General features: G+C 69.4%; 12 protein-coding genes. 7 read left to right on the top strand and 5 right to left on the bottom strand.

What is annotated here, in order from left to right; all coding sequences use genetic code 11:
- Nucleotides 1–402 precede the first annotated feature (402 nt).
- From ITP53_RS33985 to ITP53_RS33955, 7 genes are all read left to right on the top strand, one after another.
- Nucleotides 403–2,022, top strand: coding sequence for an ABC transporter substrate-binding protein (locus ITP53_RS33985; protein ID WP_195899555.1), 1,620 nt, complete (start codon nucleotides 403–405; stop codon nucleotides 2,020–2,022).
- A gap of 10 nt (nucleotides 2,023–2,032) precedes the next feature.
- Nucleotides 2,033–2,989 carry an ABC transporter permease gene (locus ITP53_RS33980; RefSeq protein WP_195899554.1) on the top strand — a complete coding sequence of 319 codons (957 nt, stop codon included), beginning with the start codon at nucleotides 2,033–2,035 and terminating at the stop codon, nucleotides 2,987–2,989.
- Nucleotides 2,986–3,867 (top strand): ABC transporter permease, encoded by an 882-nt coding sequence (locus ITP53_RS33975; RefSeq protein ID WP_195899553.1) that lies wholly within the window; start codon nucleotides 2,986–2,988, stop codon nucleotides 3,865–3,867. The genes ITP53_RS33980 and ITP53_RS33975 overlap by 4 nt, the downstream gene beginning before the upstream one ends.
- On the top strand, nucleotides 3,864–4,865 hold the full coding sequence (locus ITP53_RS33970; protein WP_195899552.1) for an ABC transporter ATP-binding protein: 1,002 nt from the start codon (nucleotides 3,864–3,866) through the stop codon (nucleotides 4,863–4,865). Before ITP53_RS33975 ends, ITP53_RS33970 begins: the two co-directional genes overlap by 4 nt.
- Nucleotides 4,862–5,902, top strand: a complete 1,041-nt coding sequence (locus ITP53_RS33965) for an ABC transporter ATP-binding protein (protein WP_195899551.1) — start codon at nucleotides 4,862–4,864, stop codon at nucleotides 5,900–5,902. Before ITP53_RS33970 ends, ITP53_RS33965 begins: the two co-directional genes overlap by 4 nt.
- 9 nt (nucleotides 5,903–5,911) lie before the next feature.
- A complete protein-coding gene (locus ITP53_RS33960) occupies nucleotides 5,912–7,639 on the top strand; it encodes a gamma-glutamyltransferase family protein (protein WP_195899550.1) in 1,728 nt (575 codons plus the stop codon).
- 189 nt (nucleotides 7,640–7,828) lie between these two features.
- Nucleotides 7,829–8,233 carry a DUF7144 family membrane protein gene (locus ITP53_RS33955; RefSeq protein WP_195899549.1) on the top strand — a complete coding sequence of 135 codons (405 nt, stop codon included), beginning with the start codon at nucleotides 7,829–7,831 and terminating at the stop codon, nucleotides 8,231–8,233.
- A gap of 39 nt (nucleotides 8,234–8,272) precedes the next feature.
- Here the strand turns inward: ITP53_RS33955 and ITP53_RS33950 are convergent, their stop codons facing one another.
- The 5 genes from ITP53_RS33950 to ITP53_RS33930 all read right to left on the bottom strand — a co-directional run.
- On the bottom strand, nucleotides 8,273–8,566 hold the full coding sequence (locus ITP53_RS33950; protein ID WP_195899548.1) for a hypothetical protein: 294 nt from the start codon (nucleotides 8,564–8,566) through the stop codon (nucleotides 8,273–8,275).
- 98 nt (nucleotides 8,567–8,664) lie between these two features.
- The gene (locus ITP53_RS58145) at nucleotides 8,665–10,653 is read right to left on the bottom strand and encodes a methyltransferase domain-containing protein (RefSeq protein WP_328816631.1); all 1,989 of its coding nucleotides are present in this window, start codon (nucleotides 10,651–10,653) and stop codon (nucleotides 8,665–8,667) included.
- Nucleotides 10,654–10,695: 42 nt separating this feature from the next.
- The gene (locus tag ITP53_RS33940; RefSeq protein ID WP_195899547.1) at nucleotides 10,696–11,700 is read right to left on the bottom strand and encodes an enolase C-terminal domain-like protein; all 1,005 of its coding nucleotides are present in this window, start codon (nucleotides 11,698–11,700) and stop codon (nucleotides 10,696–10,698) included.
- A gap of 22 nt (nucleotides 11,701–11,722) precedes the next feature.
- Nucleotides 11,723–13,093 (bottom strand): MFS transporter, encoded by a 1,371-nt coding sequence (locus tag ITP53_RS33935; RefSeq protein WP_207756785.1) that lies wholly within the window; start codon nucleotides 13,091–13,093, stop codon nucleotides 11,723–11,725.
- 257 nt (nucleotides 13,094–13,350) lie between these two features.
- The coding region (locus tag ITP53_RS33930) for a VWA domain-containing protein (RefSeq protein ID WP_207756784.1) at nucleotides 13,351–14,463 on the bottom strand (1,113 nt) is incomplete at its 5' end.

Raw genomic sequence — 14,463 nt, 5'->3', positions numbered from 1 at the left:
GGGCTCGATCGAAGATACTGGCTGCGATCTTTGTGCGTCAATACTGGACGCCCAGCCGCGTAGCGGTGAGACTAACGAGACGCTATTGGCGTCTTTGCGGCACTGTGTCTGCGAAAAACTTTCGCATGCAAAACCCCTGTCCAGTATTGCGGTACAGATGGGCGTGAAGTATACGTGTGTTTAAGTGCCCTTATCCAGGATCTGTTGCCCGGTCTGAACCTCACCCCCACCCCCGACCGCTAGGACAACACCCCATGAGCGATCCCCTCTTCGAGCCCGAGACGACCGCCCCGGCCGGCGACGGAGCATGACGCGCCCCCACGCGTCCTCCGCGGACCGGTTCTTCCGCCCGCCCAGTCAGCACCCGGCGAGACCTGCGCGCATGCGTGAGGGAGTTCTGTAATGCGTTCACATCACGACGTCGCGCGCGGACATCGGCCCCACGCAGGTGTCGTCGCCACCAGCGTCATCGCCGTGCTCCTGGCGGCGGGTTGCGGCACGTCGGAGCCGGCTTCTGAGACGGCAGGCGAGACACCGGTCAAGGGCGGCGAACTCACCGTCGGACTCGCGGCCAACCCCGACGTGCTCGACCCGAGCCTGGCCGCGGGCCTCGAATCCCGTGAGGTGCTGACCCACATCTGCGAGTCCCTCTACACCTTGGGATCGGACAACAAGCCGAAGCCCCAACTGGCGACCGACCTGCCCGAGTGGTCGAAGGACGGCCTGAAGATCACCATCAGGCTTCGTACGGGCGTGAAGTTCAACGACGGCACCCCGTTCGACGCCGAGGCGGTCAAGACCTCGTTCGAGCGGCACATGTCCGTCGCAGGCTCACAGACCGCGATGCACTTCGACCGGGTGGAGAAGATCAGCACACCGGACGACCAGACGGTCGTGCTCGACCTGGCGGACGAGATCGCCGAGCCGACCACGCTGTTCGACTACGCCCTGGCGGAACGTCAGGGCGGGATGATCATGTCGCCGGCGCAGTTGGAGAAGCTCGGCGACAAGTTCGGCAACGAGCCCGTCTGCGTCGGTCCGTACAAGTTCGGCGGCTATCAGGGCCAGGACCGGATCGTGATCGAGAAGTCGGACCAGTACTACGACGCCGACAAGATCTCGATCAAGAGGATCACGTACCAGGCCATCACCGACGGCGCGGTCCGCTCCGCCAACCTGCGTTCAGGTGAGCTCGACGTCGCGCTGGTCGACGCCGCGGATGTGGACACGGTCGACTCGGACGGCACCCTGCAGAAGATCGACACCCAGGAGTTCGGCTACATGGGGCTGACGGTCAACCTGAACAACGCCGACGGCGTCGACAAGCCGCGCCGGACACCGGACACGGCCATGGCCTCGGACCCGAGGCTCCGGGAGGCCTTCGACCTGGCCATCAATCGCAGCGCGCTGGTCAGCGTGGGGATGGGCGGCAAGGCGGTCGCCGACTGCTGGCCCTTCTCCAAGCAGTCGCCGTACTACAGGAACGCGCCCTGCCCGGCGCCGGACATCGACCGGGCGAAGGCCCTGCTGACGGAAGCCGGTGCGCGGACGCCTGTGCAGGTGGATCTGATGACGAGTACGGACTCCGAGAGCCTGCGGCTCGGCCAGCTGATCCAGTCGATGACCGCCCAGGCGGGGTTCGCGGTCAAACTGCGCAGCGTCGAGCAGGTGACCGCCACGGAAGCCGCCCGCAAGGGAGACTTCGACGTGCTGCTGCGCCAGGCCGCGCTCGGCGCCGACCCCAACAGGATCCAGCCGCTGAACTACAGCAAGGCCGACACGAACACCTCCGGCAACACCGGCGAGGAGATCGACGCGCTCCTCGAAGAAGGGATGACGACGACCGACGAGGCCCGGCGGGTCAAGGTGTACCAGGAGGCGCAGGACCTGGTCCGCGAGCGCCGCAACATCATCTACCTCTTCCACCGGATCCACCAGGTACGCGCCAACCCGGCCGTGCGGGGAATCGTGCTGCAGCCGGACGGTCTGTTGCGGTTCGCCGGCGCGCGCCTGACGAAGTAGGCCGGCAGAGATGCCGCTCTTCATCCTCAAGAGACTGCGTGACTCCGTCATCGCGCTCGTCCTCGCGACCGTCCTGGTGTTCCTCGGCGTCCGCGCCCTCCCCGGCGACATCGCCACCGCCATGGCCGGGGAGGAGGGCAGCCCGGAGCAGCTGGCGGCGATCCGGGACCGCTTCGGCCTGGACGAACCCGTGTACGTGCAGTACTTCCACTGGATCTCCAACATGGCCAGGGGCGATATGGGCGCCTCGATCAGGACCGGCCAGCCCGTCTCCGACCTGCTGTCGACGGCGTTGCCCGCGACCGCGGAGCTGGCCGTGCTGAGCCTGGTCCTCGCCCTGCTCATCGGGATCCCCCTGGGCGCCATGGCGGCCGTACGGCGCGGCCGCGCGGTGGACCATGTGAGCAACGGGTTCAGCCTGGTGGGGCTGTCCATTCCGAACTTCTGGTTCGGACTGGTGCTGATCCTGATCTTGTCGATCGGGTTGGGCTGGTTGCCTTCCTCCGGATACCGCAGCTTCGCCGAGGACCCTGGCGCGAACCTGTTGCGGATGGTGATGCCGGCCATGGTGCTGGGCATCGGGGTCGCCGCGGTCCTGGCCAGGCAGATGCAGGCGTCCATGATCGAGTCCTTGTCGACCGACTATGTCCGGACGGCGCGCGCCAAGGGACTACGCGAGCCCTCGGTGATCGTCGGCCATGCCCTCAGGAACAGCCTGATCACCGCCGTCACCATCATCGGCCTGCAACTGGGCGCGCTGATCTCCGGCGCCGCGGTGACCGAAAAGATCTTCGTGATCCCCGGGCTCGGGAAGCTCGCCGTCGACTCCGTCTTCCAGCGGGACTATCCGGTGATCCAGGGCGTGGTGCTGGTCAGCGCGGCCGGCTACATCATCGTCAACTTCGCGGTGGACGCGCTCTACAGCGTGCTCAATCCCCGGATCCGCGTGGCGGGAGGCGCCCGATGACCGGGATCGCCGGAGTTCCGGCGGCGGTGCCGGCGGAGCGGTCCGGCCGGCGGTCGATCGTGTTCAGGTTCCTTCGCCGGCCGCGGGCTCTGGTCGCCTGCGTGATCGTCCTGCTCTTCCTGATCACCGCGGTGTTCGCGCCGATCATCAGTCCGTTCGACCCGTCCGTCAACGACTTCAACGCGGTGCGGCAGGCGCCGTCCGCGACCCACCTGCTCGGCACCGACGAACTGGGCCGTGATCTGCTCTCCCGGATCATCCACGGATCCCGGGCCTCGCTGACGGCGGGCGTGTGCGCCGCGCTGATCGCGCTCGTCGTGGCGGTGCCGCTCGGGCTGGTCGCGGGCTACTATCGCGGCTTCGCGGACACGGTCATCGGACGGCTCGTCGACACCGTGCTGGCCTTCCCGTTCCTGATCCTGGCGATCGGGCTGGCGGCCGTTCTCGGACCTTCGTTGCTGAACGCGACCATCGCCATCGGCGTCTCACATGTCCCGCAGCTGATCCGCATCGTCCGCGGTGAGGTGCTCGCGGCCCGCGAGGAGGAGTACGTGGCCGGGGCGATCGCGAGCGGTTCCAGGGATCGCCGGATCCTGTTCAGGCACATCCTGCCGAACACGACGAACACCCTGCTGGTGCAGGCGACCGTGGTGGTGCCGACCGCGATTCTCGGAGAGGCGGCGCTGAGCTTCCTCGGACTCGGCGTCCAGCCGCCGACTCCCTCGTGGGGCGTCCTGCTCTCCACCGCGCAGTCCCACCTCGAGCAGGCCCCGTGGCTGTCGATCTTCCCCGGGCTCGCCGTCATGCTCGCCGCGCTCTCGTTCAACATGGTCGCCGACGGACTGCGCGACGTCCTGGATCCGAAGGGAACCCGATGACCACGATTCTCGAGGCCGACCGGCTCTCGGTCTCCTTCGCCGGCGAACGTGGACGGATCCAGGCCGTCGAGGAGCTCTCGTTCTCGATAGCGGAAAGCGAAGTGCTCGCCCTGGTCGGCGAGTCGGGCTGCGGGAAGTCCGTGACCGCCCTCAGCATCCTCGGCCTGCTCACGAGCTCCGCCACGACATCGGGCTCCGTCACCTTGGGCGACGTCGATCTCTTCAGCCTGCCACCCAGGGAGATCGCCGACATACGGGGCAAGCAGGTCTCGATGATCTTCCAGGAGCCGATGACCTCGCTCAACCCGGTGCTGACCGTGACCAGGCAGATCTCCGAAGTGCTGCGCCGGCACGAGGGGCTCTCCCGAGCCGGCGCGCGGACGCGGGCCGTCGAACTGCTCGAACTGGTGGGCATCCCCGACGCCGGGCAACGCGGTGAGGAGTATCCGCACCAGATGTCCGGGGGCATGCGGCAACGGGTCATGATCGCGATGGCGATCGCCTGTTCGCCGGAGCTGATCCTGGCCGACGAGCCCACCACGGCGCTCGACGTCACCGTCCAGGCGAGCGTGCTGGACACGCTTCGCGGCCTCCGCGACCGCCTGGGCACCTCCATCCTGCTCATCACCCACGATCTCGGCGTGGTCGCCGACATCGCCGACCGCGTGATCGTGATGTACGCCGGCCGCCAGGTGGAGGAGGCGCCGGTCGAGCAGCTGTTCGATCGGCCGCAGCACCCGTACACCAACGGTCTTCTCGGCGCGGTCCCCGACCCGGACCAAGAGGTGCGGTCCGGCGAGGCGGAGCGGCGGCTGCGCGAGATCCCCGGACGCGTTCCCGTACGGCTGGGGCCGGCGACCAGCTGCGTGTTCGCCGATCGCTGCCCGCGGGTGACCGGCGAATGCCGATCTTCGATGCCGCCGCTGACGAGCGTGGGGAACGGCCATCGGGTCGCCTGCTTCCGCCCCGGCACGGACGTGTTCGAGGAGGGCCGATGACCGGCCCGGTGCTCGAAGTGACGAACCTGGTGAAGCACTTCCCCGCGGGCGGCCGGGGCACGGTCCACGCGGTCAACGACGTCTCCTTCACGATCGGCCAGGGTGAGGTGCTCGGGCTGGTCGGCGAGTCCGGCAGCGGAAAGTCCACCGTCGGGCGCGCGATCATGCGGCTGGTCGACCCGACCGCCGGCTCGATCAAGCTGCTGGGGACCGACATCACCACGCTGTCCAGGGCCAGGATGCGGCCGCTGCGCAGGCAGATGCACATGGTCTTCCAGGACCCGTACTCCTCACTCAACCCACGGATCCCGATCGGCGAGATCGTGGCCGAGCCGCTGCGCCAGCACCGATGGGGCGACCGGCGCCAGATCGACCGGCGGGTGGCCGAGGTGTTCGACCAATGCGGCCTGCGCACCGAGCTGCGGCATCGCTTCCCCCATGAGCTCTCCGGCGGTCAGCGCCAGCGGGTCGGGATCGCGCGGGCGCTGAGCGTGAACCCCAAGCTGCTGATCGCCGACGAGCCCACCTCGGCGCTGGACGTGTCGGTCCGGGCCGCGATCATCAACCTGCTGATGGACCTGCAGCGGGACCTCGGGTTCTCCTGCCTGTTCATCACGCACGACCTTTCCGCGGTGCGGTTCATCGCCGACCGGATCGCGGTCATGTACGTCGGCAGACTCGTCGAGATCGGGGCCGGCCGGGACATCTTCGCCGACCCGAAGATGCCGTACACCCAGGCGTTGCTGTCCGCGGCACCGTTGCCGAACCCGCGACGGCAGCGGCGGCGGGAGCGGATCCTTCTCGGCGGCGAACTGCCCAGCGCGACCAGGCTCCCCCCGGGATGCGCGTTCCACACGCGCTGTCCTATCGCGGTCGGGGAATGCCGGACCGAGCAGCCCGAGCTGGTCTCCTATCCGGGCGGCGAATCCGCGCACGCCGCCGCCTGCCGGCTGATCGCCCAGGACGGCACCGCGCCGCACGTGGCGCGTGGCTCGAACCGGCCGGGCCCGCGTACCTTCCCTCTCTCCACCACCTGAGGAGTCATCATGGTCAGCGATCCGGTACGACGACTGGCGGAACGTCCCACGATCCAGGCGCGCCACTACCTCGCGAGCACGGGACACTATCTCGCCACCGCGGCGGCGACCAGAATCCTGGACGCCGGAGGAAACGCCACCGATGCCGGCGTGGCCGCGGGAATCTGTATCAATGTGTTGATGCCGGATCTGACGAGCTTTGGCGGCGTCGCCCCGATCGTCGTCTATGACAAAGCCCGCGAAGAGGTCAAAACCATCAGCGGCTTGGGCACCTGGGGCAAGGACCTCACCCTGGACGGCTACCTCGAGCGCTTCAAGGGCGAGATCCCGCCCGGACCGGGCCGTTCCATCGTTCCCGCGGCCGCCGACTCCTGGCTGACCGCCCTGCGGGTGTACGGGACGATGTCCTTCGCCGAAGTGGTCGCGCCGGCGATCGAGCTATGTGAGCGGGGCTTTCCCGTCTACCCATCACTCAACCGAAATATCCGGATGTATCGCTCCGGGATCGAACCGTGGCCGTCCACGGCGTCCATCTATCTGAAGGACGGCGACGAGCCCGAGATCGGCTCGGTGCTGATCCAGGCCGACCTCGGGCGTACCTTCCGCCGGCTCGTCGAAGCCGAGGAACGCGCCCCGGGCAGCCGCGAGGACAAGATCCTCGCCGCCAGGGAAGAGTTCTACCAGGGCGAGATCGCCAAGAGGATGGCGGACTTCATCTCCGCCGAGGGCGGCTTCCTCACCGCGGCGGACCTCGCGGAGTTCAGCGTCGAGATCGAGACCCCGGTGCGGACGAACTACCGCGGCGTCGACGTCCTCGTCTGCGGGCCGTGGTGTCAGGGACCGGTGGTGGCCCAGACGCTGAACATCCTCGAAGGCTTCCCCCTGGCACAGACGCACCACAACTCCGCCGGTTATCTGCACCTGATGAGTCAGAGCCTGAACCTCGCCTTCGCCGACCGCGACGCCTACTACGGAGATCCGCACTTCGTCGACGTGCCCATGGAAACGCTGATCTCCAAAGAGTACGCGGCCGCACAGCGCGACCGGATCTCGATGGACCGGGCCTTCGACGGGATGCCGCAGGGCGGCCTCGATCTCGCCCCCGCCCGGCTGGGCCCTTCGCCGGAGCCGCGGACGCCGACGGTCCCGGACCCCGACACGAGCTACGTCTGCATCGTCGACCGCTTCGGCAACGCCTTCTCCGCCACGCCCAGCGACGGCATCGGGACCAGCCCGATCATCCCCGGACTCGGGCTCGTCTGCTCGGGGCGCGGAACGCAGAGCTGGCTGGATCCCGGCCATCCGGCCGTCGTACAGGCAGGCAAGCGTCCCCGGCTCACTCCGAACCCGGCGATGGCCTTCAAGGACGGCAGGCTGCTGATGCCGTTCGGTACGCCGGGGGGCGACATGCAGGCGCAGGCGATGGTGCAGAGCTTCGTGAACATCGTCGACTTCGGGATGGATGTGCAGGAGGCGATCGAGCAGCCCCGGGTCGCGACCTACAACTTCCCCGGGTCCGGCTGGCCACACGCGTACAGGCCTGGGCTGCTTCGCCTCGAGGGAAGAATCCCGGCCGAGATCGCGGACGACCTGACCGGGCGCGGGCACAACGTCGAGTACTGGCCGAACTGGAGCCGGATCGCCGGCAACGTGTGCGCCATCCTCGTCGATCAGGAGACCGGCGTGCTGAGCGGCGGCGCCGACGCCCGCGCCGAGGCCTACGCCCAAGGCTGGTGATCGTTCCAGAGCGAGGAAATTAACCATCAACATATCCTCATATATGCATATGTGGGTCCTTTTTCCGTTTCTATCGAGGCAGGCAGGAAAGCTGCGATGAGGACCGGTCGCGCATCCCGCTTCATCGCCGCTGCGCACCGGAGGCACTGATCCGCGATCTGCAGCGGCACGCACGGGGAGGGCTCTTCGATGACCTACCACCACGCACGACAAGTCACCGGCTGGGTCGGCTGGATCTGGTTCGGCGGCATGATGATGATCCTGGCCGGGCTGTTCAACATCATCACCGGACTCGCGGCCATCTTCGCCAACCGGGTCTATGTGCAGACGCCCGCCCGGCTGCTGATCTTCGACGTCAGCACATGGGGCTGGGCCCACCTCGTCCTGGGGGTGCTCATCCTGATCACGGGCATCGCCGTCACCGTCGGGCAGGGCTGGGCCAGGATGGTGGGCGTCGTCCTGGTGATGCTCAACGCCCTCACCCAGCTGACCTGGATCGCCGTGAATCCCTGGTGGTCACTGGCCGTCATCGCGGTCGACGTCCTCGTGCTGTACGCGCTCATCGTCCATGGGCGCGAGGCCGAGCTCGAGTGACGACTCCCCGCGACCCGCGTCGCGCGGGGACGGCGGCGATCACTGGGCGCCTCGGTCAATGACGCCCGGCGTCTCCTCCTGGGCGAAGGTGATCACGATGTATCTGCCGTTGGCGTAGCTGACCACAGGGCGCCCGAGCGTGTCGCCCACCCGGCGGGCGACCGCCTGGAACAACTCCACCATCTCCGGCGTGTCGGCGGACACCCTGAACTGTCCGCTGGTGACGAGGTGCTCGGCGACGAGGGATGAGAAGCTCACCTCGGCCCGAGCCCGCTCGTCCGCGTCGAGCGGGGTGCGCCGGGGCTTGGGCAGTGTGCCGAGAGGGTCGGTCATCGCTGGTCTCCTCCTGATCGCCGACTTCCTAGGATGCCATCCGCGCCGGCCTCTCCGAACCGCCGCCTTTACAATGTAGATCACAAAGAGGCTGTCGCTTAAGAGTTCTGAGCGGCAGGGCGGTGGAAGGTGGCGCGCCAGCGGTGGCGCTCGCCGTCGCGCAGGTCCTCGATCGAGCCCTTCTCCAGCCCCTTCACCGTGAACGCCGCGATCTCGGACGGGGTCAGCGGCCAGGGCGGCGCGAACACCGGCCCGCCCTCCTCCCGCCCCGAGGCGATCACCAGCAACGTGCCCCCGGGGCGGACGAACTCCGCGACCCGTGCGATGGCCCGGTCGTGCAGCGGCTCCGGCAGCGCCTGCACGGTCATGATCTCGACCACCAGGTCGAAGGCGTGCCGCCACTCGGCGGGCGGCTCCAGCAGGTTGGCGACCTGGTAACGCACCTCGCTCGCAGGAAAGCGCTCCCGCGCCAGCCGTACGGCGGACTCGCTCACGTCGAAGGCGACCGTCTCGTAGCCGAGCCCCGCGATGTACTCGGCGTCGTCCCCCAGCCCGGCTCCCACCACCAGCGCCCGCCCCGCTCCCGGGGACCCCCACTCGGTCAGCAGGAAGTGCGGCGACCGGGAGTCCCACGGGACGATCGCGTCCCCGGTCTCCGACTCAGAGTAGAGCCGCTCGAACCAGCCCACCGGATCACCCGAGGCCAGCGACTCGGCGGCCAGCCTGATGGCGTCCTCCTCCGGGTCTCTCCCCGTCATCCACACTCCAAGCAGGATCCCGTACGGCTCGCCGCGTTCCGCTTTCGCCGAAAGTTCTACCAGGTTGACCCTATCGCCCAGTGGGCCGATCAGCTCGCGCTGGGCGAACGGGTGCTCGTGCTCGTATCCCCTGCGCCGCAGCGCCACGTCGAACAGCGGCACGAGCGCGCAGACGCCGGGTGTGGGGTGCGGGCAGGGCTGCTCGGTGTGCCACCACGTCAGCTCGCCCGCCCGGCCCGCGACCGTCAACGCGACGACGTCCAAGGCGGTGGCGGGCCGGCCGAGGAGCTTGCCCGCGGCTTCTATGACGGCCTCGCGCTCGAACTCCTTGACCTGGCTCCACTCCGCGACCGGCACCTCGTCCAGCCGGTACGGCTTCGGACGGACCCACCGGACCGGACTCCCCAGCAGCCGACGGTTGATCACCGTCGTCAGCCGGGCCACGAGGCGGCCGTCCACCCTCGACAGCACGCCCGACGGCACCGCGTGCTCGCTCCAGGGCCCTTCGCCGAGCAGTTCCGCCTCATCCGGGTGCCTGGCCAGCGCCTCGACCTGTGGAGCGATACGGGCCAGCAGGTCATCGTGCTGGATCTTCCAGCGGAAGCTCTCATAGACGTCCAGGGCACCGCCCTGATACGCGAACGGCGCCACGTAGCGGGTCAGGTGCCAGTTGAAGGCGTGGGCGGCGAACGACTCGGCACGCGAGGCGACGGCAAGGCGTTCGGCGCCGACCAGCGAACGGACCTCGGCCCAGAGAGCGAACCGCAGCGGGCGGCACGCGTCCCGCAGCTCGTCCCACTCGAACTTGTAGTACAGGAGCAGGTAGACGGCCTGCAGCTCGTGCCTGCGCCACCGCCTCACCGTCAGCAGTTCCCCGATCACGAGCGCGCGCAGGTCCGGCTCGCTCAGTGTCATGAGCAGGGGCAGCCCCAGCACGACGTCCGGCGTGCCGCGCCACCTCCGGTCGGCTCGTACGAAGCCCCAGGCCGCCAGGCGCACGCGAGGCGGGGTGTCGTAGCCGGCCAGTCGCGCCGCGTCGGCGACCAGCTCCGCCAGCCGGGGGTGATCGTCCAAAGGCAGCAGAGGGCAGCGCCAGTGCATCCGCCTCGTCCACCGGTGCGCCACGAAGACGTACACCACCAAGCCGGACGCGGCGCCCACGACGAGCATGGCCTCGACGACCTGATAGGCCCCGCCGGCCACCACCAGACCGGCGCCGACCGCCACGATCGCCGCCGCACCGGCCGCCGTCGTCGCGGACCAGGGCAGCAGGCCGGACGGATTCAGAGCCAGCCTGAGCCGTAACACCCTCCACCGAGTCAGCCGCACGCCCAGCCTCCGCCCACCCCGCGAAATGATCAGGTAGGCACCTTATGCGTGGAAGGAGTCCTTGGCCATCCGGCGCAGCCGGGTTTCGTCGATGTCGTGGCCGAGGCCGGGCTGGGTCAGGGGGACGGCGATGACGCCGGCGTTGGCGCCCACGATCGGGGTGACGATCTGGTTCTGGCGCGGCGGCTGCGTGACGTCGCACGGCAGTGTGCAGCCCGGCAGGCTGGCGAGCGCCACCGTGGCCGCCCTGGCCAGTCCCGCGCCCTGGCCGCCCGCGCACTGGATGTCCCAGCCCGCCGCCGCGGCCCGGTCGTGCGCCCGCCTGGCCTCGGTCAGCGACGGGAACGACGTCGGCCGCAGCAACAGCACCCGCGCGGCCCGCAACGTGAGGAAGTCGTCCAGCTCGGCCGTCGAGGCGACTTCGACCGCGACCGAGGCGGCCACCTGGTCCTGCAACGAGGCGTGCGCGTAGGCGTCGCCGACGGCGAAGGGCCGCTCGATGACCTCCAGGCCGTAGGAGTCGAGGGCGACGAGCTGGCCGAGGTCGGAGTAGGCGTTGGCGCAGTCGACGGCCAGCGTCAGCGCCGGGTACGCCCGCCGCACCGCGCGTACGGGCTCGACGTCCCACCCCGGCCGGACATCCAGCGTGACGTGCCCGTAGCCGGCGCAGACCTGCTGGTTGACCCGGGCCACGAGGCTCTCGGGCGACGGGTCGGGCGTCAGCCGCACGGTGGCCATGAGCGAGGTCCTGGTGCCGCCGACGGCCTCCGCGAGCGGCACCCCGCGCATCCTGGTCCACAGGTCCCAGCAGGCCATGTCGACCGCGGAGTCACCGCCCGGCACGGCGTCGGGATGCTCCCAGTCGACGCCGATCAGCAGGGCGGCCAGCGACTCCTCGAGCCTGGACCAGGTCTTCGGCCGAGGGGAGATCGTCTCGCCCCAGCCGGTCATGCCGCCGTGGTCGGTGAGCTTCACGAGCAGGCTCTCCGACCTCCTGCCGTAGGGCAGAACCAGCCGGAAAACCTCGAGCTCCCGCACTCGCGGCATGTACCCCCCTTTTATGACCCATTTATGACGCGGTCCCCTCCATAGTGCCCGCTGTCCGGGCGTGCGCGAAACGCGGGGCCAGCAGAAAGGCCAGAACGGCCAGGACCGCGGTGAAGGCGAAGGCGGCCAGATAGCTCCCCAAGGCGGTGAAGATGGCGCCACTTCCCGCGACGGCCACCACGGTGAACACCGACTCCCCCACGCCCACGGCCGCGCTGTTCCTGCCCTCCTCGCCCGTCTTCGACATCTCCAGCACCAGCACGGAAACCGTGGGGTGCAGGATGCCCATGCCGAGGCCGGAGACGGCCATGCCGGCGTACGCGATCGCGATCGGCATCGAGTCGATCAGCACGAGCGTCACCATGGAGATGCCGACGGCGATCATGGCGGCGCCGCCGCGGATGGCGGCCAGGTTCCCGATCAGGCCGCGGCCCTTGAGCCACGAGCCGGTGGACCAGCCGAGCGCGCCGATCGTGAGCACCACGCCCGCCCCGGTGGCGGTCAGGTCGCGCTCGCTCTTCAGCATGAGCGGAATGAGCACCTCGGCCCCCATGAGGGCGCCGTTGACCAGGCCACGCAGCACGGGCGCGGTCGGCAGGCCGGGGGCGGCCCTGAACGAGCCTGGCAGCAGCAGCCTGGGCAGCGACAGGGCCAGCAGGACCACGCCGGCCAGGAGCAGGGGCAGGCCGGGCAGCTTCATGGCGCTGCCGTACTGGATGAGGGCGGCGGCGACGGCGGTCAGCGTGGCCCAGACGAGCTTGCCGCCCAGACCGGGGGCGGGCTCGGCGGTGCCGTCCGTCACGTCCTGGCCGGCGGTGCCGCGCCAGAGCAGCAGCGCGGCCGGTACGACGATCAGCGACACGCCGATGAAGATCCACCGCCAGTCGGCGTTCTCGGCCACGAAACCGGCGATCGCCGGGCCGACCATGGACGGCACCACCCAGGCGGCCGAGAACAACGCGAACACCTTGGGATGCAGCGCTCCCGGGTAGGTCCTGGCGACCAGCACGTACAGCGAGACCTGGATCAACCCCGCCCCGAGCCCCTGCACGAACCGGCCCGCGACGAACACCTCCATGTTCGGCGCGAACCCGGCCAGCAACAGCCCGGCCACGAACGTCGCCACGCCCACCGCGACCGGCTGCAACGGCCCCCGCACGTCACTCCACCGGCCGCCCAGCACCGTCGCGATCACGCTGGCCGCCAGGGTGGCGCTGAAGGCCAGGTTGTACAGGTCCATGCCGCCGAGATCGCCGGCCACCACCGGCATCGCCGTGGCCACCGCCATCGCCTCGAACGCCACCAGCATGACCAGCGCGACCAGCCCCACGCTGACCGCGCGGTACTGCCGGGACATCACACCGGCCACAGCTCTCTCAACAGTCGTCGTCATACCGGAAAGCTATGGCGCATCCCCAGACCGCCACATCGGGCATCGGACCTAGGCAATTGGGCCTAAGGCACTCACGCCTCGACCGGGCCTGGGCATGCAGGGCCTCGATCATGCCTGGGGCATGCGGGCCTCGATGCCGTCGCCCATGACGTAGAGCGTGAGCCGGTCCATCGCCTTCGACGCCTCCCTGGGCGCCATGCCGACGTACCTGCTGCCCCGGCGCGCCCGGCCGGCGGATCCCGGCGCCTGATCGGACGTCAGCCCGGCTCGGTGTGGCGTTCGGCCCACCGCGCGATGTCGCGCCGCTCGATCGCCGCCGCCATCAGGTCGGGGAACGCGTCAGGCGTACACGCGAACGCGGGCACGCCCATCGCGGCCGCCGCGGCGGCGTTCTCGTGGTCGTAGAAAGGCGCGCCCTCGTCGGACAACGCGAGCAACACGATCACCTGTACGCCGGCCTGCGTCATCGCGGCCACCCTGCGCAGCATCTCCTGCCTGACGCCGCCCTCGTACAGATCGCTGATCAGGATGAAGATCGAGTTGGCCGGTCGCGTGATGAGCCCCTGGGAGTACGCGATCGCCCGGTTGATGTCGGTGCCGCCGCCGAGTTGCGTACCGAACAGCAGCTCGACCGGATCGTGCAGCTGGTCGGTGAGGTCGACCACCGCCGTGTCGAACACCACGAGCGACGTCTTGAGCGACCGCATCGACGCCAGCACCGCCCCGAACACGCTCGAATACACCACCGAGGCCGCCATCGACCCGCTCTGGTCGATGCACAGCACCACCTCGCGCTGCACCGACCGCTGCCTGCGGGCATAACCGACGAGGCGCGACGGGACGACGGTGTTCCGCTCCGGCAGGTAGTTCTTGAGGTTGGCCCTGATCGTCCGGTCCCAGTCGATGTCGGCCACCCGTTTGGGCCGGTGCGTCCTGGCCGAGCGGTCGAGCGCGCCCGTCACGGCCGCCCTGGTCTTCTGGGCGAGCCTGCGTTCGAGCTCGGCCACCACCCTGCGCACCAGCGCCCTGGCCGACTCGCGGGCCTGGTCGGGCATGACCTTGTTGAGGGCGAGTAGGGTCCCGACCAGGTGCACGTCCGGCTCCACGGCCTCGAGCATCTCCGGTTCGAGCAGCAGCCTGGTGAGGTTCAGCCGTTCGATCGCGTCCTTCTGCATGACCTGGACGACCGTGGCGGGGAAGTACGTCCGGATGTCACCCAGCCAGCGGGCCACCCTCGGCGCCGACGCGCCCAGGCCGCCCTCCCTGCGGCCCTGGTCGTACACGGCGGCCAGGGCGGCGTCCATCTGCACGTCCGCACCCTGCAACCCGCACCCGGTGCCGTCGGCGTCCCCACCCCCCAGCACCAGCCG

The sequence above is a fragment of the Nonomuraea cypriaca genome (genome assembly GCF_015645445.1).
GTDB classification, from domain to species: Bacteria; Actinomycetota; Actinomycetes; order Streptosporangiales; family Streptosporangiaceae; genus Nonomuraea; species Nonomuraea cypriaca.
This window is presented reverse-complemented; position numbering and strand designations above follow the sequence as displayed.